The organism is Actinomycetota bacterium (assembly GCA_036280995.1).
Lineage (GTDB): Bacteria > Actinomycetota > CALGFH01 > CALGFH01 > CALGFH01 > CALGFH01.
In genome coordinates this window covers 1-20,946 of sequence record DASUPQ010000212.1, presented here as the reverse complement: position 1 = coordinate 20,946, position 20,946 = coordinate 1, and the positions used below count along the sequence as shown (strand labels likewise).

Annotated in this window: 25 protein-coding genes; 16 read left to right on the top strand and 9 right to left on the bottom strand. The window is 74.5% G+C overall.

From position 1 onward, the window contains the following. Positions 1–8 precede the first annotated feature (8 nt). Genes VF468_06750 through VF468_06740 form a run of 3 tightly spaced genes read left to right on the top strand, consistent with a single transcriptional unit; the run spans position 9 to position 3,372 of the window. On the top strand, positions 9–419 hold the full coding sequence (locus VF468_06750) for a MerR family transcriptional regulator (GenBank protein ID HEX5878005.1): 411 nt from the start codon (positions 9–11) through the stop codon (positions 417–419). Positions 420–439: 20 nt separating this feature from the next. After that, positions 440–3,040 carry an ATP-dependent chaperone ClpB gene (gene clpB, locus VF468_06745; protein HEX5878004.1) on the top strand — a complete coding sequence of 867 codons (2,601 nt, stop codon included), beginning with the start codon at positions 440–442 and terminating at the stop codon, positions 3,038–3,040. Between the two features lie 38 nt (positions 3,041–3,078). After that, on the top strand, positions 3,079–3,372 hold the full coding sequence (locus VF468_06740; GenBank protein HEX5878003.1) for a hypothetical protein: 294 nt from the start codon (positions 3,079–3,081) through the stop codon (positions 3,370–3,372). Here VF468_06740 and VF468_06735 read toward each other — a convergent pair. The 3 genes from VF468_06735 to mscL all read right to left on the bottom strand — a co-directional run bounded on the left by VF468_06735 (position 3,353) and on the right by mscL (position 5,200). Continuing rightward, positions 3,353–4,480 carry a geranylgeranyl reductase family protein gene (locus VF468_06735; protein ID HEX5878002.1) on the bottom strand — a complete coding sequence of 376 codons (1,128 nt, stop codon included), beginning with the start codon at positions 4,478–4,480 and terminating at the stop codon, positions 3,353–3,355. The two genes, VF468_06740 and VF468_06735, sit on opposite strands and share 20 nt — an antisense overlap. A 28-nt stretch (positions 4,481–4,508) precedes the next feature. Then, entirely contained in the window at positions 4,509–4,718 is a 210-nt protein-coding gene (locus VF468_06730; protein HEX5878001.1) for an RNA polymerase-binding protein RbpA, read from the bottom strand. A gap of 65 nt (positions 4,719–4,783) precedes the next feature. After that, entirely contained in the window at positions 4,784–5,200 is a 417-nt protein-coding gene (gene mscL, locus VF468_06725; GenBank protein HEX5878000.1) for a large conductance mechanosensitive channel protein MscL, read from the bottom strand. A gap of 77 nt (positions 5,201–5,277) precedes the next feature. On the opposite strand from mscL, the gene VF468_06720 reads away from it, so the two are divergent. From VF468_06720 to VF468_06670, 11 genes are all read left to right on the top strand, one after another. Further along, positions 5,278–5,589 carry a hypothetical protein gene (locus tag VF468_06720; protein HEX5877999.1) on the top strand — a complete coding sequence of 104 codons (312 nt, stop codon included), beginning with the start codon at positions 5,278–5,280 and terminating at the stop codon, positions 5,587–5,589. Then, complete coding sequence (locus tag VF468_06715; GenBank protein HEX5877998.1) at positions 5,590–5,892, top strand: TlpA disulfide reductase family protein; 303 nt, start codon at positions 5,590–5,592, stop codon at positions 5,890–5,892. 44 nt (positions 5,893–5,936) lie between these two features. After that, positions 5,937–6,695: an aminoglycoside adenylyltransferase domain-containing protein gene (locus tag VF468_06710; protein HEX5877997.1), complete on the top strand. Its 759-nt coding sequence runs from the start codon at positions 5,937–5,939 to the stop codon at positions 6,693–6,695. Continuing rightward, positions 6,692–7,567 carry a DMT family transporter gene (locus VF468_06705; GenBank protein ID HEX5877996.1) on the top strand — a complete coding sequence of 292 codons (876 nt, stop codon included), beginning with the start codon at positions 6,692–6,694 and terminating at the stop codon, positions 7,565–7,567. The genes VF468_06710 and VF468_06705 overlap by 4 nt, the downstream gene beginning before the upstream one ends. Before the next feature lie 88 nt (positions 7,568–7,655). Beyond that, positions 7,656–8,936 carry an adenylosuccinate synthase gene (locus VF468_06700; GenBank protein ID HEX5877995.1) on the top strand — a complete coding sequence of 427 codons (1,281 nt, stop codon included), beginning with the start codon at positions 7,656–7,658 and terminating at the stop codon, positions 8,934–8,936. A 3-nt stretch (positions 8,937–8,939) separates the two neighbouring features. Next, a complete protein-coding gene (purD, locus tag VF468_06695) occupies positions 8,940–10,211 on the top strand; it encodes a phosphoribosylamine--glycine ligase (GenBank protein HEX5877994.1) in 1,272 nt (423 codons plus the stop codon). 24 nt (positions 10,212–10,235) lie between these two features. Beyond that, on the top strand, positions 10,236–10,832 hold the full coding sequence (locus VF468_06690) for a GrpB family protein (GenBank protein HEX5877993.1): 597 nt from the start codon (positions 10,236–10,238) through the stop codon (positions 10,830–10,832). Between the two features lie 45 nt (positions 10,833–10,877). Beyond that, positions 10,878–11,342: a 5-(carboxyamino)imidazole ribonucleotide mutase gene (gene purE, locus VF468_06685; GenBank protein HEX5877992.1), complete on the top strand. Its 465-nt coding sequence runs from the start codon at positions 10,878–10,880 to the stop codon at positions 11,340–11,342. Positions 11,343–11,345: 3 nt separating this feature from the next. Next, on the top strand, positions 11,346–12,644 hold the full coding sequence (purB, locus tag VF468_06680) for an adenylosuccinate lyase (GenBank protein ID HEX5877991.1): 1,299 nt from the start codon (positions 11,346–11,348) through the stop codon (positions 12,642–12,644). Continuing rightward, entirely contained in the window at positions 12,641–13,552 is a 912-nt protein-coding gene (locus VF468_06675) for a phosphoribosylaminoimidazolesuccinocarboxamide synthase (GenBank protein ID HEX5877990.1), read from the top strand. The genes purB and VF468_06675 overlap by 4 nt, the downstream gene beginning before the upstream one ends. A gap of 51 nt (positions 13,553–13,603) precedes the next feature. Continuing rightward, positions 13,604–13,945 (top strand): DUF1801 domain-containing protein, encoded by a 342-nt coding sequence (locus VF468_06670; GenBank protein HEX5877989.1) that lies wholly within the window; start codon positions 13,604–13,606, stop codon positions 13,943–13,945. 16 nt (positions 13,946–13,961) lie between these two features. On the opposite strand, the gene VF468_06665 is transcribed toward VF468_06670, so the two are convergent. After that, on the bottom strand, positions 13,962–15,044 hold the full coding sequence (locus VF468_06665) for a methyltransferase domain-containing protein (GenBank protein HEX5877988.1): 1,083 nt from the start codon (positions 15,042–15,044) through the stop codon (positions 13,962–13,964). Then, positions 15,034–16,665: a long-chain fatty acid--CoA ligase gene (locus VF468_06660; GenBank protein ID HEX5877987.1), complete on the bottom strand. Its 1,632-nt coding sequence runs from the start codon at positions 16,663–16,665 to the stop codon at positions 15,034–15,036. The genes VF468_06665 and VF468_06660 overlap by 11 nt, the downstream gene beginning before the upstream one ends. A 62-nt stretch (positions 16,666–16,727) precedes the next feature. On the opposite strand from VF468_06660, the gene VF468_06655 reads away from it, so the two are divergent. Beyond that, a complete protein-coding gene (locus VF468_06655; GenBank protein HEX5877986.1) occupies positions 16,728–17,375 on the top strand; it encodes a histidine phosphatase family protein in 648 nt (215 codons plus the stop codon). Then, entirely contained in the window at positions 17,372–18,064 is a 693-nt protein-coding gene (gene rpiA / locus VF468_06650; protein HEX5877985.1) for a ribose-5-phosphate isomerase RpiA, read from the top strand. Before VF468_06655 ends, rpiA begins: the two co-directional genes overlap by 4 nt. A gap of 195 nt (positions 18,065–18,259) precedes the next feature. Here rpiA and VF468_06645 read toward each other — a convergent pair whose 3' ends face one another. From VF468_06645 to VF468_06630, 4 genes are all read right to left on the bottom strand, one after another. Then, entirely contained in the window at positions 18,260–18,490 is a 231-nt protein-coding gene (locus VF468_06645; GenBank protein ID HEX5877984.1) for a hypothetical protein, read from the bottom strand. Between the two features lie 62 nt (positions 18,491–18,552). After that, positions 18,553–19,788: a beta-ketoacyl-ACP synthase II gene (fabF, locus tag VF468_06640; GenBank protein ID HEX5877983.1), complete on the bottom strand. Its 1,236-nt coding sequence runs from the start codon at positions 19,786–19,788 to the stop codon at positions 18,553–18,555. Between the two features lie 17 nt (positions 19,789–19,805). Next, on the bottom strand, positions 19,806–19,994 hold the full coding sequence (locus VF468_06635; protein ID HEX5877982.1) for a hypothetical protein: 189 nt from the start codon (positions 19,992–19,994) through the stop codon (positions 19,806–19,808). 30 nt (positions 19,995–20,024) lie between these two features. Then, on the bottom strand, positions 20,025–20,946 hold a 922-nt coding region (locus tag VF468_06630), incomplete at its 5' end, for an FGGY-family carbohydrate kinase (protein HEX5877981.1).

The following is a 20,946-nucleotide window of genomic DNA, read 5'->3' as shown; positions in this document are numbered from 1 at the left end:
GCTGAACCATGGCGGAGCAACGGGACCGGGCGGTGTTCGTGATCTCGGTCGCGGCCGAGCTGGCCGGGGTCCACCCCCAGACGCTGCGGATCTACGAGCGCGAGGGCCTGGTCCGGCCCAAGCGGACCAGCGCCAACGCCCGCCGCTACTCCGAGCGGGACATCGAGCGGCTGCTGGAGATCAAGCGGCTGACCAGCGACGGCATGAACCTGGAAGGGGTGCGGCGGGTGATCGCGTTGACCCAGGAGATCGAGCGTCTCCAGGCCACCGTGGCCGCGCTCGAGTCCGAGCTGCGGACCCAGGCCCGCCGCCACCGCCAGGAGGTCGAGAGCATCCGGCGGTCGGCCCGGCGCGACCTGGTCCCCTACTCCTCGGCCATCGTCCGCTACGAGCATCCCTCACGATACGAGCAAGCCTGAACCTGAAACGGAACATCACCATGGACGTGAACAGCTTCACCCACCGGGCCGCCGAGGCGCTGGCCACCGCCCAGCGCGAGGCCCGCTCCAACGACCACCAGCGGATCGAGCCCGAGCACCTGCTGGTCGCGCTGCTCGCCGACCCCGACGGGGTCGTGTACCCGGTCGTGCGCCGGGCCGGCGCCGACCCGGGCATGCTCAAGGCCAGGGCCGCCGAGGCCCTGGACCGGATCCCCAAGGTCTACGGCCCCGAGCAGGAGACGGTGGCCTCGCCCCAGCTGGGCCGCCTGATCGAGCGGGCCCGCAAGGAGGCCGGCGCCCTCGGCGACCAGTACGTCTCCACCGAGCACCTGCTGCTCGCCCTCACCGAGGGCTCCACCGCCGCGGCCAAGCTGCTCACCGGCGCGGGCGTGACCCGCGAGGCCATCCTGGCCGCCCTGACCGAGGTCCGCGGGGGCAAGAGGGTCACCGACCAGGACCCCGAGGCCAAGTACCAGGCCCTGGAGCGCTTCGGCCGCGACCTGACCGAGATGGCCCGCCAGGGCAAGCTCGACCCGGTGATCGGCCGCGACGACGAGGTCCGCCGGGTCGTCCAGGTGCTGAGCCGCCGGACCAAGAACAACCCGGTGCTGATCGGCGAGCCCGGCGTCGGCAAGACGGCCATCGTCGAGGGCCTGGCCGGCCGGATCGTGGCCGGGGACGTGCCCGAGTCGCTCAAGGACAAGCGCATCGTCGCCCTCGACCTGGGAGCCATGGTCGCCGGGTCGAAGTTCCGGGGCGAGTTCGAGGAGCGGCTCAAGGCCGTGCTCGACGACATCCGCGGCTCCGAGGGCCAGATCATCACCTTCATCGACGAGCTCCACACCGTGGTCGGGGCCGGCGCGGCCGAGGGGGCCATGGACGCCGGCAACATGCTCAAGCCGATGCTGGCCCGGGGCGAGCTGCGCATGGTCGGGGCGACCACCCTCGACGAGTACCGCAAGCACATCGAGAAGGACGCCGCCCTGGAGCGGCGGTTCCAGCCGGTCCTGGTCGGGGAGCCGAGCGTCCAGGACACCATCGCCATCCTGCGCGGCCTCAAGGAGCGCTACGAGGTCCACCACGGCGTCCGCATCCAGGACTCGGCCCTGGTGGCGGCGGCGGTGCTGTCCGACCGCTACGTGACCGGCCGGTTCCTGCCCGACAAGGCCATCGACCTGGTCGACGAGGCCGCCTCGCGGCTGCGCATCGAGATCGACTCGATGCCGACCGAGGTCGACGTGCTGGAGCGCCGGGCCCGCCAGCTCGAGATCGAGCGGGCCGCGCTCAAGAAGGAGAAGGACGAGGTGTCGCGGGAGCGGCTGGCCAAGCTCGAGGAGGAGCTGGCCACCCTGCAGGAGACCCTCACCGGCATGAAGGCCCACTGGGAGGGCGAGAAGGAGGCCATCGGGGCCATCCGCCAGATCAACGCCCGCATCGAGGAGGTCAAGGGCGAGGCCGAGCGGGCCACCCGCGACGGCGCCCTGGAGCGGGCGGCCGAGCTGGGCTACGGCGTCCTGCCCGGCCTGGAGCGCGACCTGGCAGAGGCCAATCGACGCCTGACCGAGCTGCAGGCAGACCGAAGGATGCTGAAAGAAGAAGTGGACGAGGAGGACGTGGCCAAGGTCGTGTCCGCCTGGACCGGCATCCCCGTGACCCGGCTCGTCCAGGGCGAGATGGCCAAGCTGCTGCGGCTCGAGGACGAGCTCCACCTCCGGGTGGTCGGCCAGGACGACGCCGTCCAGGCGGTCGCCGACGCCATCCGGCGCTCGCGGGCCGGGCTGTCGGAGCCGGGCCGGCCGATCGGCAGCTTCCTGTTCCTCGGCCCCACCGGGGTCGGCAAGACGGAGCTGGCCCGGGCCCTGGCCGCGCTGCTGTTCGACGACGAGCGGGCCATGGTCCGCAGCGACATGAGCGAGTACGGCGAGAAGCACTCGGTGGCCCGGCTGGTCGGGGCGCCCCCCGGCTACGTCGGCTACGACGAGGGCGGCCAGCTCACCGAGGCGGTGCGGCGCCGGCCGTACGCCGTGGTGCTGCTGGACGAGGTCGAGAAGGCCCACCCGGACGTGTTCAACGTGCTCCTCCAGGTGATGGACGACGGCCGCCTGACCGACGGCCAGGGCCGCACCGTCGACTTCGCCAACGTGGTCCTGATCATGACCTCCAACCTCGGGTCGTCGCTGCTCACCGACATCGTCGAGCCCGAGGAGGTCAGCCGCGAGCGGGTCATGGCCGCCGTCCGGGAGGCGTTCAAGCCCGAGTTCCTCAACCGACTGGACGAGATCCTGGTCTTCCACCGGCTGGGCCGCGACGACCTGGCCCGGATCGTCGACCTCCAGGTGGCGAGGCTGGCCGGCCGCCTGGCCGACCGCCGCCTCACCCTTGAGCTGACCCCGGCCGCCAAGGCGTGGCTGGCCGACCGCGGCTACGACCCCGCCTACGGCGCCCGCCCGCTGCGGAGGCTGATCGCCAAGGCCGTCGGCGACGAGCTGGCCAGGCGCCTGCTCGCCGGCGAGCTGACCGAGGGCGACACGGTCGTGGTCGACGCCGAGGACGACAAGCTGACCTTCACCCGTCGCCAGCCCTCGGCGGTGGCCTCGTGAGGGTTCCGGTGGTTGTCCACAGACCCTAGACTGCGGGTATGCGCCGACCGCCGCCCGGCTACCGCAGGGGAGCCCGGCCGATCTACCCGGGCGTCTTCAAGATGCTCATCTACGGGTTCATCCTCTGGGGGCTGTCCCTGCTGGGCATCGGGCTGCCCTTCCACCTGCCGCGGTGGCTGTTCGTGGTGCTCGAGGTCGTGGTGATCTGGATGCTCTGGCGGGGCGTCAAGGCGGCCAGGCGCGCCACCCACAACCAGGTGCGGCTGTTCAGCGCTCAGGAGAACTGGGCCAACGCGTTCGCCCTGCAGGCCCTCATCCTGTTCCTCTGGTAGCGGCGCGGGCCCGCAGCAGGCCGCCCGGGAGGGCGGCCAGCAGCCGCGGCGTGATCCTGGCCTGGCCGAGGCCGAGCTCGACCAGGGTGTCGAACAGCCGCGGGGAGGCGGCGGCGGCGCCGAGGCCGGCCTCGGCCAGGGCCGGGGCGTGGATCGCCTTGGCCAGCACGGCGGCGTGGCGCAGGTGGCGGCCGAGGGCCCTGGTGAGCAGGCGCCGGTAGGCGGCGACGGGGTCCCGGGGCCCGGTCAGGGCGGCCCGGGCGGCCAGGCGGCCCGAGAGCAGGGCGTAGTAGATGCCCTCGCCCGACAGGGGGTTGACCAGCGACGCGGCGTCGCCCGCGAGCAGGACCCGGCCCCGGCCGAGGGGCGGCCGGGACGAGGAGAACGGCAGGTGGTGGGCGCGGAGGCTGGCCGGGTCGGGGTCGGCCTCGGGGAGCAGGTCGTGGAGGCGGCGGTGCAGCTCGGCCCGGTCGCCGTGGAAGCGGCTGCGCAGCAGGCCGTAGCCGACGTTGGCCACCCCGGTGCCGGTGGGGAACGACCAGACGTACGCCGGCCAGCCCTCGGCCACCCAGGCGATCAGCTGCTCGGGCCGGCCCGCCGGGGCCGGCGCGTACCCGCGGACGGCGATGGCCAGGGCCCGGTCCGGGTTGGGCGGGGCGCCCAGCAGCCGCCGGACGGTCGAGTTGGCCCCGTCGGCGCCGACCACCACCCGGGCGGCCAGCTCGCCGTCGACCACCACCATCCCGTCGTGCTGCTCCAGGCGGCGCACCCCGGCCCGGCGCAGCTCGGCCCCGGCGGCCGTGGCCGCCTCGACCAGCCGGGCGTCGAGCACGGCCCTCGGGACCACGTGGTTGGGCCGGGCCGGGTCGCCGGCCACCTCCAGCCCGCTGGGGGAGCGGAGGCGCAGCCCCCGGATCGGCGGGTAGCCCTCCAGCACCCCGGAGGCCCCGAGGGCGGCCAGCTCGTCGGTGGCGTGCGGGCCGATCCCGTCGCCGCAGGCCTTGTCCCTGGGGAAGGCCGCCCTGTCGACCAGGGCCACGGTGGCGTCGGGACGCAGGCGCCTGGCCTCAAGGGCCGCGGCCGCCCCGGCCGGCCCGGCGCCGACCACCACCAGGTCGTAGAGGGTCCTGCTCAGGTCAGGAGGCGTCGGCCGCCGCCACCCTCGTGGCGGGCTGGCCGCAGCGGCAGTCCCAGACCTCGGGCACCTCGGCGTCGGCCGCGAACGGCACCGACATCACGTGCTCCCGGGTGCACAGGTAGGTGACGACCTGCCGGGGCGCATAGGCGCTCGAGGGCGCCTGCAGCCGATCGAACTCCGCCGGAAGCGGGTGCCGGCCGTCGTCCATCGCCACTCCTTCCTCGCTCTGCTGCGCCTAGTATTGGCGCCGCTGTCAATCCGGGCAAGCCCGTCCTAGACGGGGGCCACCTCCGAGGTGCAGAAGGCGCAGCGGCGAGCATCAATTGGGATCTCGCTCACGCACTCGGGGCACTTGCGGGTGCTCGGGTCGGGGGACTCGCGGCGCCGGGACAGCTCCATCAGCCGGTTGATGGGCTTGACCACGAAGAAGAACACCACGCAGGCGATCGTGATGAAGGCGATCAGGACGTTCAGGAAGTGGCCGTAGCGGAACACCGACCCGTTGACCGTGAAGGTGAGGTCGTTGAAGTCGGGCTGGCCGAAGATCGCCGCCACCAGGGGGGTGAGCAGGTCGGTGACGGCGGCCTGGACGACCGCGGCGAACGCGGCCCCGATGACGATCCCGACGGCCAGGTCGACGACGTTGCCTCGAAGCAGGAACTGCTTGAACTCGGTGCCCCAGGAGCGCATGCGGGCGACCCTCCTTCCAGGCGGCGGTGGTTCCTCCCTCGGCCGCGCATGCTACGGCAACGGGTAGGATCGGCGGCATGCGTCACCGTTTCGCCCTTCTTGCCCTGCTGGTCGCGCTGGTCCTGGCGGTCGCCGGCTGCGGCGGCGACCCGCCGCCCGACCCACCGGCAGCGGCCCCCCCGACCACCGCCGACCCCGGCCCGGACCCGGCCGCGTCGACGCCGCCGTCGACCAGCGACACGACCCGGCCCGTCCCCCGGGGCGTGGTCCCGGCCGGCGAGCGCCAGCCCGCGCCCGACATCCAGGTCACCGACTTCGACGGCAACACGATCACCCTGGGAGGGTTCCGGGGCCAGCCGGTGGTGGTGAACTTCTTTGAGTCCTGGTGAGTGGTCTGCCGGGCCGAGCAGCCCGGCCTCGGGCAGGTTGCCCGGGAGTTCGAGGGAACGGTCCAGTTCTTCGGCGTCTCCTACAACGACTCCGTGAGCGAGGGCCGCAAGTACCAGCGCCAGTTCGAGGTCCCGTACCCGCTGGCCAACGACCCCAGCGGCCAGAGCTGGGCCGCCTACCAGGTGCCGTACCAGCCCGTCACCGTGGTCGTGGACGCCCGGGGCCGCGTGGCCCGGCGCTGGAACGGCGCGGTCGAGCCCGAGCAGCTGGCCCCCGTGCTGGAGTACCTGGTCGGCGCCTAGTGGAGCGTGGGACCGGCCGGAGGAGTCCGGGGAACCCCGAGGGGGTGCCGCGGACGGTCGGGGTGCTCGAGGCCTACCCGGCGGCGGTGGCCGCGGGGCTCGACACGGTCCTGGGGCCGGCGCTGGTCGGGGTCTACCTCCACGGGTCGGCCGCCCTGGGCGGCTGGGAGCCGTCCCGCAGCGACGTCGACCTGCTGGTGGTGGCCAGCCGGCCCCTCGACCGGCGCGAGAAGCAGGTGATCGGCACCCGCCTCCAGCACCCGTCCCTGCACTGCCCCGGGGGCGGCCTGGAGCTCAGCGTGGTCACGGCCGAGGTGGCCGCCGACCCGCCCCGGCTGCCGCCGTGGGAGCTGCACGCGACCACCGGGCCGGAGCCCAAGGTGGTGGACGGGGCCGGCCATCCGGGCGACCCCGACCTGGTCTTCTACTTCGCCGTCTGCCACCGGGCGGGGATCGCCGTGGCCGGGCCGCCGCCGGCCGAGGTGTTCGCCGAGCCGCCCCGGCCCTGGCTGCTGGAGCGGGCCGCGGAGGAGCTGCGCTGGGCGGTGGCCCACGACGCCTCCTTCGCCTACCGGGTGCTCACCGCCTGCCGGGCCTGGCGGTTCCTGGACGAGGACATGCTCGACTCCAAGATCGGGGCCGGCGAGTGGGCGCGCCCGAGGCTGCCCGACCCCGGCCTGGTCGACGCCGCCCTGGCCGCCCAGCGGGCGCTGGCCCCGATGCCGGCCAGCGCGGCCGACATCGGCGCCGCCGACCGGTTCGTGGCCGCCGTCCTCGACCGGTTCGCCGAGGCCCGTGCGTGAAGGTCGCGTCGCGGACCAGCATCACCCTGTGGATGGTCGTCGGGGTGCTGGCCATCTCGACCTCGCCGATCCTGATCAAGGTGGCGGCCCTGCCCGCGCTGGCCATGGCGTTCTGGCGCTGCCTGGCCGGAGCGGCCGTGCTGGCGCCGTTCGCCTCACGGGGAGGACTCGAGCGGTTGAGCCGCGGGGACCTGTCCCGGCTGGCCGCCTCGGGGGTGTTCCTGGCCGCGCACTTCGCCCTCTGGAACGCCTCCCTTGGCCTCACCACCGTGGCCGCCGCGACCACGCTGGTCAGCTGCGCGCCGCTGTTCGTCGGCCTCGGGTCGGTGTTCCTTGGCGAGCCGCCCAGCGGCCGCGCCTGGGCCGGGATCGTCCTGGCCACGGTCGGGGCGGTGGTCATCGGGGCCGGGGACGCCAGCGGGTTCGGGGGCGGCCCGGACGCGCTCCTCGGGGACGTGCTGGCGTTCGCCGGGGCGCTGGCCATGGCCGCCTACCTGCTGCTGGGCCGGGTGGCCAGGCAGCGGCTGCCGGTCTCGACCTACGCCGCCTCGGTCTACGGCGTTGCCGCGGCCACCCTGCTGCCGGCCTGCCTGCTCACCGGGTCGAGCCTGGCCGGCTACCCGGCCGCCTCCTGGCTGGCCCTGGCCGGGGTGGTGGCCGGTCCCCAGCTGCTCGGCCACACCGTGTTCAACGGCCTCCTGGCCAGCGTGAGCGCCTCGGTGGTGGCCGTGGTCCTGCTGCTGGAGCCGGTGATCGCCACCCTGCTCGCCTGGTGGCTGTTCGACGAGCTGCCGGGCCCGGCGCTGTGGGCCGGCGGCGCCATGGTCCTGGCCGGGGTGTGGCTGGCAACGACCGGCTCGCGACGGATGTAGGCTGCTGCGAGGGAACCACCGGGGGCCGGCCTTGAGCCCCCCGGGCCCCCAGCGACCACCAACCGACCTCGAGAAGCGAGCGCAGACCATGCCGGGAACCATCCTCGTCGGCAGCCAGTGGGGGGACGAGGGCAAGGGCAAGGCGACCGACCTGCTGGCCGACAAGATGGATGTGGTCGTCCGCTACCAGGGCGGCAACAACGCCGGGCACACGGTGATCGTCGGGGGCCGCACCTTCAAGCTCCACCTGGTCCCCAGCGGCATCCTGTACCCGCACGTCACCCCCGTGATCGGCAACGGCATGGTGGTCGACCCGGGGACCCTGCTGGCCGAGCTGGCCGCCCTCGACGCCCAGGGCATCGCCACCGGCAAGCTGCTCATCTCGGCCAACGCGCACCTGATCATGCCCTGGCACAAGGAGCTGGACAAGCTCACCGAGCGCTGGCTGGGCCGGCAGCGGATCGGTACCACCGGCCGGGGCATCGGCCCCACCTACGCCGACAAGGTGGGCCGGCTCGGGATCCGCGTCCAGGACCTGCTCGACCTGGGGATCCTGGCCAAGAAGGTCGAGGCCGTGCTGCGCGAGCGCAACCCGCTGCTGGCCAAGGTCTACAACCGGCTGCCGCTGGACGCCGAGGCGATCGTCGAGGAGTACGCCACCTACGCCGAGGCCCTGCGGCCCCGGATCGCCGACACCTCGCTGTATGTCTGGAACGCGCTCCGCGAAGGCAAGCAGGTGCTGTTCGAGGGCGCCCAGGCCACCCTGCTCGACGTCGACCACGGCACCTACCCGTTCGTGACCTCGTCCTCGCCGGTGGCCGGCGGCGCCCTGGCCGGGGCCGGGGTCGGGCCCGGCTGGATCGACCGGGTCATGGGCATCGCCAAGGCGTACGTGACCCGGGTCGGGGCCGGCCCGTTCCCCACCGAGGCCGGCGAGGACGAGGCCGAGGTGCTGCGGGCCGCCGGCGACGAGTTCGGCACCACCACCGGCCGGCCGCGCCGCTGCGGCTGGCTGGACACCGTCGGGCTCCGCTACGCGGCCCGGGTCAACGGGCTGACCGAGCTGTTCGTGACCAAGCTGGACGTGCTCTCGCGGCTGGAGCGGATCCCGGTGGCCGTCGCCTACCGGATCGACGGCGAGGTCACCGAGGACTGGCCCATGACCCAGACCGAGGTCCACCACGCCGAGCCGGTCTACGAGCTGTTCGAGGGCTGGCGCGAGGACATCAGCGGCGTCACCCGGCTGGAGGACCTCCCCCGGGCGGCCAGGGTGTACGTCGACGCCGTCGAGAAGCTGGGCGGGGTCCCGGTGACCGCCGTCGGGGTCGGCCCCGGCCGCGAGCAGACCTTGCTGCGGGGAGAGGAGTAACAGATGCGGATCGCGGTCGTCGGCGGGGGCGGGCGCGAGCACGCCCTGCTGGCCACCCTCGCCCAGAGTCCCGACGCGGAGCGGCTGTTCGCCATGCCCGGCAACGCCGGCACGGCGGCGGTGGCCGAGAACGTCGCCGGGCTGAGCGCCATCGACGGGCCCGGGCTGGCCGCCTTCGCCGAGCGGAACCGGGTCGACCTGACGATCGTCGGCCCCGAGCAGCCCCTGGTCGCCGGCGTGGCCGACGAGTTCCTGGACCGCGGCCTGCCGGTGTTCGGGCCGACGGCGGCGGCCGCCCGCATCGAGGGCTCCAAGGCGTTCGCCAAGGAGGTCATGGCCGCCGCCGGGGTGCCGACGGCCCGCGCCGAGAGCTTCACCGACCCCCGGGCGGCGGTGGCCGCCCTTGACGACTTCGGCCCCCCCTGGGTGGTCAAGGCCGACGGGCTGGCCGCCGGAAAGGGCGTCACCGTCACCGGTGACCACGCGGCCGCCCGCGCCGCCGTCGAGGCCGCCCTGGTCGGGCGGGTCCACGGCGACGCCGGCGCCACCATCCTGCTCGAGGAGTTCCTGGAGGGGCCGGAGGCCAGCGTGTTCGCGGTCACCGACGGGCGCACCGTGCTCCCCCTGGCCCCGGCCCGCGACCACAAGCGGGTCGGCGACGGCGACACCGGGCCCAACACGGGCGGCATGGGCGCCTTCTCGCCCCTGCCCGACGTCGACGACGACCTGGTCGAGGAGGTCCGCCGGACCGTGCTGGAGCCGACCGTGGCCGAGCTGGCCCGCCGGGGCGCCCGCTACCAGGGCCTGCTCTACGCCGGGCTGACCCTGACCGCCGACGGGCCGAGGGTGCTCGAGTTCAACTGCCGCTTCGGCGACCCCGAGACCCAGGTCATCCTGCCCCGCATGACCAGCGACCTGGCCGACCTGGCCTGGACGGCGGCCGAGGGCACGCTGTCGGGGTGCAAGGTCTCCTGGGACCCGCGGGCCTGCGTCACCGTGGTGCTGGCCGCCGGCGGCTACCCGGGCTCCTACCGCACCGGCCTGGAGATCGGGGGCCTCCAGGAGGCCGCGGCCCGGCCCGGCGTCCACCTGTTCCACGCCGGCACGGCCCTCGACCAGGCCGGGAGGGTCCGCACCGCGGGCGGGCGGGTGCTCGGGGTCACCGCCCTTGGCGACGACCTGGCCGACGCCAGGGCCCGCGCCTACCAGGCCGCCGAGCTGGTCCGGTTCGACGGCGTCCACTACCGGCGGGACATCGCCGCCGTGCTACCGTAGAGACTCTTCGTACGGTTGTACGAGATGGGTGATATGCAACCTGACGAGCGGCCGCCGATCCTGCCCTACTGCCGGGTCCCCATCATGGTCCGCGAGTCCAACGCCGCCGCGCCGGCGGTGGCCAGGCAGGTCGCCGACCTGATCGCCGCCAAGCGCCCCGGCGCCGTGGCCGAGCACGTCGGCAGCTCGGCCGTGCCCGGCCTGGCCGGCAAGGGCACCGTCGACCTGCTCCTGCCGACCCCGCCCGAGGAGATCCCGGCGGTCACCGACGACCTGCTCGAGCTCGGCTTCCAGCGCCAGCAAGTGGCCACCGCCTTCCCCCCGACCCGGCCGATGCTCCAGGGCGTCATCCGCCACGGGGACACCTCGTTCCGGGTCCACGTCCACGTGGTGCCGGCGTCCAGCCCCGAGGTGACGGCCCTGCGCGGCTTCCGCGACGCCCTCCTGGCCGACCCGGGCCTGCGCGCGGAGTACGAGGAGCTGAAGCGGTCCATCGTCGGGGCCGGGACGGTCGACTCGGTCGCCTTCTCCAAGGCCAAGCACGCCTGGATCGTCGCCGCCCTGGAACGCCTCGGCCTCACCGACGCCGTCGAGGAGGTCCAACAGGGGGGCCTTCCCTAGAACGTTCTAGAATGCCTCCGCACCAGCACACATCAAGGAGTGTTCATGCCGCCAAGGGTTGGGATCGTGCTCGGCTCGACCTCCGACGAGGAGAAGGCCAAGACCGCGGCGGTCATGCTGGAGAAGTTCGGCGTCGAGTACGAGCTGGAGGTGCTCAGCGCCCACCGCGACCCCCGCCGGGTGGCCGAGTACGGGGCCAGCGCCGTCGACCGCGGGCTCCAGGTGATCATCGCCGCCGCCGGCAAGGCGGCCGCCCTGCCCGGGGTGCTGGCCGCCCACACCACCCTGCCCGTGATCGGGCTGCCGATCTTCACCCCGCAGCTCGGCGGCCAGGACTCGCTGTACTCGATCGTGCAGATGCCGTCGGGGGTGCCGGTGGCCGCCGTCGGGCTCGACGCCGCCGCCAACGCCGGCATCCTGGCCGTGCAGATCCTGGCCACGGGGGACCCCCGGCTCCGCCTCCAGCTGCAGGAGTTCAAGGACCAGCTGGCCGAGGGCCTGCGGCTGTAGCCCATGATCCCCCGGTACACCCTCCCCGAGATGGGCGCCATCTGGAGCGAGGCGACCCGTTTCCGGCTGTTCGTCGAGGTCGAGGTGGCGGTGGTAAGGGCCAGGGCCCGCCGGGGGCTGGTGCCCGCGACCGACCTGGCCGTGATCGAGGAGGCCCCGGCCCCCGCGCCCGAGCGGGTCCACCAGCTCGACGCCGAGCTGCACCACGACGTGATCGCCTTCCTGACCGCCTACGGGGAGGGGATCGGCGAGGCCGCCCGGCACGTCCACTACGGCATGACCGCCTCCGACCTGCTCGACACCACCCTAGCCCTGCAGCTCACCCGGGCCTGCGACCTGCTGGCGCGCCGGCTCGACCGCCTCGTCACGGCCACCCGGGACCGCGCCCTTGAGCACCGCGACACCCTCTGCCTGGGCCGCACCCACGGGGTGGCGGCCGAGCCGACCACCTTCGGCCTCAAGCTGGCCGGCCACGCCTTCGCCTTCGACCGCGACCGGCGCCGGCTGGCCGCCGCCCGGGACGCCGTCGCCGTCGGCACCGTCTCGGGGGCGGTCGGCACCTACGCCAACCTGCCCGCCGAGATCGAGGCCGAGGTCCTCGGCGAGCTGGGCCTGCGGCCCGAGCCGGCCCCGACCCAGGTCGTGGCCCGCGACCGGCACGCCGAGCTGCTGGCCGCCCTGGCCGTGGTCGGGGCCGACGTCGAGCGCCTGGCCACCGAGGTCCGCCACCTGCAGCGGACCGAGGTCCGGGAGGCCGAGGAGCCGTTCGCCGAGGGCCAGAGGGGCTCCTCGGCCATGCCCCACAAGCGCAACCCGATCGTGGCCGAGCGCCTCTGCGGCATGGCCCGGCTGCTGCGCGGCTACGCCACCGCCGGCCTGGAGGACGTCGCCCTCTGGCACGAGCGTGACATCTCCCACTCGGCCGTTGAGCGGGTCGTCCTGCCCGACGCCTGCTGCGTGCTCGACTACGCCCTGGAGCGGGCCCACTGGCTGGTCGCCGGCCTGCGGGTCTCCCCGGAGCGGATGCGGGCCAACCTAGCTTCGTCGGGCGGGCTGGCCGGGTCGTCGGCCGCCCTCCTGGCCCTGGTCGACGCCGGCTGGACCAGGGAGGACGCGTACCTGGTGGTGCAGCGGGCGGCCATGGCGGCCTGGGAGGGCAAGGGCGGCTTCCGCGACCTGCTCCTGGCCGAGCCGGGCGTGGCCGAGGTGCTGTCCGGGCCCGCCCTGGACGCCGCCCTCGACCCGGCCCGGTTCGTGGCCGGGGCCGGCGCCGTGTTCGAGCGACTGGAGGCGCTGCCATGAGCGAGCTGACGGCCCCGGACGGGCTGCGGCACCTGGGGTCCGGCAAGGTCCGTGACCTGTACGAGGTCGACGACGGCCACCTGCTGCTGGTGGCCAGCGACCGCATCTCCGCCTTCGACGTGGTCCTGGACGACCCAGTCCCCGGCAAGGGCGAGGTCCTGACCGCCCTGACCGTGTTCTGGCTCGACCTGCTCGCCGACCTCGTCCCCAACCACCTGGCCGGCTGGCGGGCCTCGGAGCTGCCCCCGTCCGCCCGGCACCTGGCCGGCCGGGCCATGCTGGTCCGGCGCCTGGACATGGTGCCGTTCGAGTGCGTGGCCCGCGGCTACCTGGTCGGGTCGGGCTGGAAGGACTACCAGGCCACCGGGTCGGTCTGCGGCATCCCCCTGCCCGGCGGGCTGCGCCAGGCCGACCGGCTGCCCGAGCCCATCTTCACCCCGGCCACCAAGGCCGACACCGGCCACGACGAGAACGTCTCGGAGGCGGCGGTGGCCGAGGCCCTCGGGCCCGAGCTGGCCGGGCGGCTGCGCGACCTGACCCTCGAGGTCTACCGGCGGGGGGCCGGGCACGCCGCCCGGCGCGGCATCCTGCTGGCCGACACCAAGCTCGAGTTCGGCCGCGACGGCGACCAGGTGGTCCTGGCCGACGAGGTCCTCACCCCCGACTCGTCCCGGTTCTGGCCGGCCGGCGGCTGGTCCCCGGGGCACTCCCCGCCCTCGTTCGACAAGCAGTACGTGCGCGACTGGCTCCAGGACCACGCCTGGGACCAGCGCCCCCCGGCCCCGGCGCTGCCCCCCGACGTGGTCGCCGGCACGGCCGCCCGCTACCGCGAGGCCTACGAGCGCCTCGCCGGCCGCCCCCTCGACGCCTGGCTGGCCGAGGCCAGGGACGCGCCGCCGGTCAGCTGACCCTTGCCCACCTCCGGGTCGAGCCAGGCCCGCCGGAGCGATAATGGGCCCATGGACGCCGCCGTGCGGGACTACATCGACGCCATCCCCTCCGAGCACCGCCCCCTGTTCGACCGGCTCCACCGGCTGGTCCTGGAGGCCCGCCCCGACGCCGCGGTGGTGCTCTCCTACCAGATCCCGACCTACAAGGTCGGCCGCCGCCGCCTCTTCCTCGGCGTGTGGAGGCACGGGGTGTCGGTGTACGGCTGGCAGGAGGGCCGCGACGCCGGCTTCAGCGAGCGCCACCCCGAGCTCACGTCCGGCAAGGGGACCATCCGGCTGCGTCCCGCCGACGCCGCCGGCATCTCCGACGACGAGCTCCGCGACCTGGCCCGGGCCGCCCTGGACGCCTGACCGCGGGGCGCGGCGGCTAGGGAACCAGCCGGTAGAACCGCCAGACGTCGGCGTCGATCGGGAGCGCCTCGGTATGGGCGAAACCGGCCGCCTTGGCGTAGCGGGCCAGGGTGGCCGGGCGCATGACGGCCCCGGTGGCGGCCGTCCCCGGGTCGCCCATGGCGCTGGGCAGGCACGACACCACGCTCCAGCCGTAGGCGTAGCGCTCCATCTCCGAGGCGGGGACGGTGAGCTGGTCGGCGACCGGCTCGTCGGCCACCACCACCGAGCCGCCCTCGGCCAGCATCCCCCTGGCCGCGGCCAGCGCCTCGACCGGGCGGGCCATGTCGTGCAGGGCCTCGAAGATCGTCACCAGGTCGTAGCGGCCCGGCAGGTCCGGGTCGGCGGCGTCGAGCACCGAGAACCGCACCCGGTCGGTCAGCCCGGCCTCGCGCGCGTTCTCGTTCGCGGCGGCGATCACGTCCTGATCGAGGTCGAGCCCGTCCACCCTGATCCGCGGGTAGGCGGTGGCCATGGCGATGCTCGACCAGCCGGTGCCGCAGCCCAGGTCGGCCACCCGGGCCGGCGGCTCGGCCCGCAGCCGCCGGTCGACCTCCCCGATGGCCGGCAGCCACTCGCGGCCGAGCAGGTTGACGAACAGCGCCCGGTTGAACTCGGCCCGGCCCTCCGGCGCCCAGGAGAGCGGCGGGGGCGCGCCCCCGTGCCGGAACGCCTCCACCACGTCGGGCAGCGGCCGGGCGGCGCGGACCAGCTCGACCCCCTTGAAGGCCGCGTAGCGGACGTCGTCGGGGTCGGCCAGGACCGGGACGTGCCCGGCCGGGAGGTGGAAGCGCCGGGCCGTCGGGTCGGCGGCGGGGTCGTCGACGGCCAGCAGGCCGCTGGCCGCGTGGTGCTCCAGCCACTCCCGGACGTAGCGCTCGACGGTCCCGGTGCGCCCGGCCAGCTCCGCGGAGGTCGCCGGCCCGCCCTCGGCCAGGGCCCGGTACAGGCCGAGCCGCTCCCCGACGTAGACGGTGTACAGCTCCAGCGCCCCCAGGGCGTCGGCGAACAGCCGCCGGGCCAGGGTCTCGGCCGCGTCGGCCTGGCCATCAGCGGTCATCGGATGCGTCCTCCTCCTGGACGCTGGCCACGAAGCGCTCGCGCAGCAGGCGCTTGGAGAACTTGCCGGTGGCGGTCATGGGGATCTCGTCGACGAACTCGACCCGCTCGGGCAGCCACCACTTGGGGAACTTGCCGGCGACCGAGGCGACCACCTCGGCCTCGCCGACCTCGGCGCCGGGCTTGCGGACGACCACGGCCAGGGGCCGCTCGCCCCACTTCTCGTCGGGGACGGCGATGACCGCCGCCTGGGCGACCTCGGGGTGGCCCATCAGGGCGTTCTCCAGCTCGACGCTGGAGATCCACTCGCCGCCGGACTTGACCAGGTCCTTGGTCCGGTCGACCAGGTGCAGGTAGCCGTCGTGGTCGACAGTGGCCACGTCCCCGGTGTGGTACCAGCCGTCCACGAAGGTCTGGGCCGAGCGCGGGTCGTCCAGGTACTCCGAGGCGATGGTGGGGCCGCGCAGCTGGAGCTCGCCCATCGACTTGCCGTCGGCCGGCACCTCGTGGCCGTCGGCGTCCACCACCCGCTGCTCCAGGCCCGGGACGAGCAGGCCCTGCTTGGCCTTGTAGCCGTAGCGGGCCTCCACCGGAAGGTCGTCCATGGTCGACTTGAGCCGCGAGAAATGGGTGACCGGGGTCGCCTCGGTCATCCCGTAGGCGTGGATGAACTGGACCCCGTGGCGCTCCTCGTAGGCCCGGATCATCGACACCGGGGCCGCCGACCCGCCGCAGATGATCCGCTGCAACGGGCCCAGATCGCCGCCGTCCTTCTCCAGCAGCTGGAGAATGCCGAGCCAGACCGTCGGCACCCCGGCCGACACGGTCACGCCCTCCTCGCGGATGAGCCGCAGGTAGTCGGCCGGGGTCGGGGCCGGGCCGCCGTAGACCTGGCCGGCCCCGTACCAGGTGGCCGCGAACGGCATCCCCCAGGCGTTGACATGGAACATGGGCACGATCGGCAGGAGCACGTCCCGCTCGGAGATGGCGGCCGTGTCGGCCAGGCCGACCACCAGGGAGTGGAGGTACAGGGCCCGGTGCGAATAGGCCACCCCCTTGGGGTTGCCGGTGGTCGCCGAGGTGTAGCAGATGCCGGCCGTCTGGTCCTCGTCCAGGGCCGGCCAGTCGGTCATCGGGGCCGACCGCTCGACCAGGTCCTCGTAGCCGCGCTCGCCGGCGAAGCCGGGCGACGGCCGCTCCCCGTCCTCGGCGTCCAGCACCAGCACGTGCTCGACGGTGTCGAGCTCGCCAAGCACCGGGCCGATCGCCTGGGCCAGCTCGGCGTCGCAGACCAGCACCTTGTCGCGGGCGTGGCTGACGATGTAGGCGAGCTGGTCGCCGGCCAGGCGGATGTTCAGGGTGTGGTAGCTGGCCCCCATCAGGGCGGCCGCGAAGTACACCTCCAGGTGCCGGTCGTGGTTCCAGCAGAAGGTGGCCACCCGGTCGCCCGGCCCGACGCCCAGCTCGCGCAGGCCGCCGGCCAGCCGGGCCACCCGCTCGGCCCAGTCGCCGTAGGTGGTCCGCCGCACGCCCCGGGGCCGCCGGGTGACCAGCGGCTTGTCGGGGAACAGGGTGCGGGACCGCTCGTAGATGGTCCGGACGGTGAGCGGGTGGTCCATCATCGCGCGGCCCTCCTCACTGGCGGCTGTCCAGATGCTACCGTCCCGAGCCGGGAGGCGATCTTGTGGAGCTGTACCTGGTCCGTCACGGGGAGACCGAGTGGTCGCGGGCGCGGCGGCACACCGGCCGCACCGACCTGCCGCTCAGCCCGGCCGGCGAGGCCGAGGCCAGGGCGCTCGGCCGGCATCTGCGCGGCCTGGAGGTCGACCGGGTCCTGTCGAGCCCGCTGACCCGGGCCGCGACCACGGCCCGCCTGGCCGGGTTCGGCGACCAGGTCGAGCACACCGACGCCCTGCTGGAGGTCGACTACGGCGACTACGAGGGCCTGACCACCCAGGAGATCCGCGCCTCGCGGCCCGGCTGGGACCTGTTCCGGGACGGCTGCCCGGGCGGCGAGACGGTCGAGGACGCCACCGGCCGGGTCCGGGCGCTGCTGACCGAGCTAACCGCCGACGGCGGCCGCGCCCTGCTGTTCTCCCACGGCCACCAGCTCCGCATCCTGACCGCCTCCTACCTTGGCCTGCCGCCCGACGCGGCCAGGCACCTGTTCCTGGGCACGGCCTGCCTGTCGGTCCTCGGCACCGAGCACGAGTGGCCGGCGATCCTCCTCTGGAACGAGCAGGAGGGCTCCGGCGCCCACGCCGCCGAGGCCGGCACCACCGGCTGGCGCGGCATCCGCGGAACCGTCCGCCCAGGGCCGGCCCAGGCATGACGGGGTTCCTCGACGACCCGGCCCGGGCGGCGGCCGCGGCCGCCGCCCGCCCCCGGATCGAGCCCGGCATGACCATCGGCCTCGGCTCCGGCCGGGCCGTGTTCGCCCTGATCGACCTGCTCGGCGCCACCTGGTCCTCGCCCCGCCCGCTGCGGGCCGTCGCCGCCTCCGCCCGCACCGAGGCCAGGGCCCACGCGGCCGGCATCGACCTGGTCGACCTGGACACCGACCGCCCCCTCGACCTGGCCGTCGACGGCGCCGACGAGGTCGACCCGGCCCTCAACCTCCTCAAGGGCGGCGGCGGCGCCCTCCTCCGCGAGAAGCTGGTCCTGGCCGCCGCCCGTCACGTCCTGATCGTCGCCGAGTCCCCCAAGCTCGTCGACCGCCTCGGCACCACCAAGGCCCTCCCCGTCGAGGTCGTCCGGTTCGCGTGGCAGACCACCCGCCATCGCCTCCTCGACCTCCTCCCCTCGGCAACCCTCCGCCCCGCTCAGAACGGATCCCCGTTCGTCACCGACGAGGGCCACCACCTCCTCGACTGCGAGCTCCCCCCCGACGCCGACCTCGGATCCCTGGGCCCCGCCCTCAAGTCCACCCTCGGCGTGGTCGACCACGGCCTGTTCCTCGACCACGCCGACGAGGTCCTCCTCGGCAACCCGGACGGGTCGGTCCGGCACCTCCGCCGCTAGACCGATCCCCCACACGGGGGTGTGGACGGCCCCGAGGCACCGGGCGAGGGGCGTCGGTGGCGTCCTCGGGCGTGGTCCCCTCGATGAAGGCGCGCCAGCTGCTGGCCGCCCTCGCCGGCCCGCCGTTGCGACCGGAAGGTGCTGGTCCAGAAGGTCGGCCTCGTCCCCCGTCCGGCGCGAGGCCGACGGATCGTCCTAGGTAGCCTTCGGCTCGTTTCCCTCTTGTTCCCGGCGGACCCGCGCCTCGGCGCGGTCGCGGACCCGGTTCATGATCATGGTGCCGGGGATGGCGGCGAGGAGGAGGGCGGCGGGGCCCCAGAGGTAGGTGGGGAGGGGGGAGGTGATGATCATGGCGACCAGGAGGGCGGCGAGCATCAGGGCGAGGTCGCGGGGGCTGCGGAGGGCTTCGCGGAGGAGGGTGGGCAAGCTGACCGGGGCCGGGGGTGGGGCGGACTGTCTGGCGGCGGCGACGGCTTCGCGGCGTTGCTTCAGGAGCTGACGCGGCGAAGGACGACGGCGCCATTGTGGCCGCCCAGGCCCATTGAGTTCGAGATGGCCACGTCGAAGCGGGCCTCCCGGCTCTTCAGGGGTACGTAGTCGAGGTCGCATGCTGGGTCCGGGTCCTCGAGGTTGATGGTCGGGGGCAGGACCTGGTCGCGCAGGGCGAGGGCGCTGGCGATCGCCTCGAGGGCGCCGGCCGCGCCGAAGAGGTGGCCGGTCATGGACTTGGTGGAGGAGACGGCCAGGTCGTCGGCGTGGGCGCCGAACGCCTGGCGGATGGCCTGGGTCTCGGCGGGGTCGCCCAGCGGGGTGCCGGTGCCGTGGGCGTTGACGTAGCCGACCTCCTCGGGCCGGATCCTGGCCGACGTCATGGCGTCCTTGAACATGTGGATGACCCCGCGGCTGGCCGGGTGCGGGGTGGCCACGTGGTAGGCGTCGTTGGAGGCGCCGTACCCGGCGACCTCGGCGTAGACCTTGGCCCCGCGGGCGCGGGCGTGAGCCTCGGACTCGAGCAGGACCACGGCGGCGCCCTCGGCGATCACGAAGCCGGCCCGGGCCCGGTCGAACGGGCGCGAGGCCGCCGGCGGGTCGTCGTTGCCGGGGGCCAGGGCCTGCATCTGGCAGAACCCGGCCAGGACCAGCGGGGTGATGCAGGCCTCGGTGCCGCCGGCCAGGATCACGTCGGCCCGGCCCTGGCGGATCAGCTCGGCCGCCTCGCCGATGGCGTGGGAGCCGGTGGCGCAGGCCGACACGACCGCGAAGTTGAGCCCGACCACCCCCAGCCTGGTGGCGATGTAGCTGGTGGCGGTGTCGACCAGGCAGTTGGGCAGGAACGTGGCCGACACCCGGCCCGGTCCCTTCTCCATCAGGATGCGCTGCTGCTCCTCGACGATCCCGATGCCGCCGATGGCCGAGCCGACGACCACGCCGGTCCGCTCGGGGTCGAGCTTGTCGAGGCCCGCGTCGGCCACCGCCTCGTCGGCGGCGGCCACGGCGAACAGCACCCCGCGGTCCATGCGCCGGGCGTCCTTGCGCGAGGCCACCGACTCGGGGTCGAAGCCGCGGACCTCGCCGGCGATCCGGACCGGGTAGGGCGAAGGGTCGAAGGCCGCGATCGTCTCGATGCCGCTGCGCCCGGCCAGCATCGCCTCCCAGGTGGAGGGGGCGTCCAACCCGAGCGGGTTGACGGTGCCGATGCCGGTGATGAGCGCGCGCTGTTCCATGTGGAACAGAGCGTAGCCTACAGGGGCGGCTCCTCGCCCTCTTCCAGTTCGTCCCTGGCCGCGAACAGGGCCAGGTCGGGGTCGAGTCCCAGCTCCACGCCCTCCTCGGCCACCAGCTCGTCCTCGACGCTGTCGGCCATCTCGTGGGGGTCGATGTCCTCGGGCAGCTGCTCGACCAGCTCCTGTTCCTGCTCGTACTCACTCACCGGTGGTTGGCTCCTTGGTCGGATGGGCGGTCAAACATATCCCAGGCGGGCGGCCAGGTCCTCGTGCAGGGTCCGGGCGGCCCGCTGGGCCTCGACGGCGTCGGGACGGGGGTCGACCACGCGCACGGTGGCCGGGTCGGTGGCCAGGCCGAGGGCGAGCAGGGCCGCCCCCCTGGCCGACGCCTCGGGCTCGTCGACCACCCGGACCGGGCGGCCGAGCACGTCGGCCAGGGTCTGCTGCCACCAGGGGGAGGCGACGATCGCCCCGCCGGAGGCGACCACCGCCGGCGGCTTGGGCAGGGTGGCGGCCAGGGCCTCGTAGCCGGCGGCCAGCCGGTAGCAGACCGACTCCAGGGTGGCGGCCAGGATCTCGACCGGGGTGGTGGCCAGCGACAGGCCGGTGATCGCCCCCGACCCGGCGGCCAGGTCGAGCGGCGGGCGGGACCCGGCGTGGTACGGCATGACCACCACCCCCCGCGACCCGGGCGGGACCGTGGCCAGCCCATCCTCGACCGAGCCCTCGGCCGGCAGGGTGGTGACCTGGCGCAGCCAGGCGTACAGGTTCCCGGCCCCCGAGAACGCGGCCCCGCTGACCACGTGGTCGTCGTCGACCAGGTAGCGCCAGAGCCCGCGGTGGAGGGGGCGGGCCTGGTCGGCCGGCTCGACGGCCCGGATGGCGGCCGAGGTGCCGATGTTGATGGCCACCAGGTCGGGCGAGACGCAGCCGGCGCCGACGTTGGAGGCGGCCCCGTCGCCGGTCACCGGGTGCCAGGTCGCCTCGGCCAGGGCCGGCCAGCGGCGCGCCCCCTCCGGCCCCAGCCGGCCCGTCCAGCCGGGGCCGGCCACGGCGGGCAGGGCCCGCTCGTCGACGCCGGCCAGGGCCAGCGCCTGGGCGTCCCAGGCGGCGCTGGCCAGGTCCAGCAGCCCCGTCCCCGAGGCCATCGACCGCGAG

Excerpts from the sequence above, each read along its gene's own strand:
- VF468_06750 (HEX5878005.1), top strand. The coding sequence starts at position 9 with ATGGCGGAGCAACGGGACCGGGCGGTGTTCGTGATCTCGGTCGCGGCC.
- clpB (HEX5878004.1), top strand. The coding sequence starts at position 440 with ATGGACGTGAACAGCTTCACCCACCGGGCCGCCGAGGCGCTGGCCACC.
- VF468_06740 (HEX5878003.1), top strand. The coding sequence starts at position 3,079 with ATGCGCCGACCGCCGCCCGGCTACCGCAGGGGAGCCCGGCCGATCTAC.
- VF468_06730 (HEX5878001.1), bottom strand. The coding sequence starts at position 4,718 with ATGGACGACGGCCGGCACCCGCTTCCGGCGGAGTTCGATCGGCTGCAG.
- mscL (HEX5878000.1), bottom strand. The coding sequence starts at position 5,200 with ATGCGCTCCTGGGGCACCGAGTTCAAGCAGTTCCTGCTTCGAGGCAAC.
- VF468_06720 (HEX5877999.1), top strand. The coding sequence starts at position 5,278 with ATGCGTCACCGTTTCGCCCTTCTTGCCCTGCTGGTCGCGCTGGTCCTG.
- VF468_06700 (HEX5877995.1), top strand. The coding sequence starts at position 7,656 with ATGCCGGGAACCATCCTCGTCGGCAGCCAGTGGGGGGACGAGGGCAAG.
- purD (HEX5877994.1), top strand. The coding sequence starts at position 8,940 with ATGCGGATCGCGGTCGTCGGCGGGGGCGGGCGCGAGCACGCCCTGCTG.
- VF468_06690 (HEX5877993.1), top strand. The coding sequence starts at position 10,236 with ATGGGTGATATGCAACCTGACGAGCGGCCGCCGATCCTGCCCTACTGC.
- purE (HEX5877992.1), top strand. The coding sequence starts at position 10,878 with ATGCCGCCAAGGGTTGGGATCGTGCTCGGCTCGACCTCCGACGAGGAG.
- purB (HEX5877991.1), top strand. The coding sequence starts at position 11,346 with ATGATCCCCCGGTACACCCTCCCCGAGATGGGCGCCATCTGGAGCGAG.
- VF468_06675 (HEX5877990.1), top strand. The coding sequence starts at position 12,641 with ATGAGCGAGCTGACGGCCCCGGACGGGCTGCGGCACCTGGGGTCCGGC.
- VF468_06670 (HEX5877989.1), top strand. The coding sequence starts at position 13,604 with ATGGACGCCGCCGTGCGGGACTACATCGACGCCATCCCCTCCGAGCAC.
- VF468_06665 (HEX5877988.1), bottom strand. The coding sequence starts at position 15,044 with ATGACCGCTGATGGCCAGGCCGACGCGGCCGAGACCCTGGCCCGGCGG.
- VF468_06660 (HEX5877987.1), bottom strand. The coding sequence starts at position 16,665 with ATGATGGACCACCCGCTCACCGTCCGGACCATCTACGAGCGGTCCCGC.
- rpiA (HEX5877985.1), top strand. The coding sequence starts at position 17,372 with ATGACGGGGTTCCTCGACGACCCGGCCCGGGCGGCGGCCGCGGCCGCC.
- fabF (HEX5877983.1), bottom strand. The coding sequence starts at position 19,788 with ATGGAACAGCGCGCGCTCATCACCGGCATCGGCACCGTCAACCCGCTC.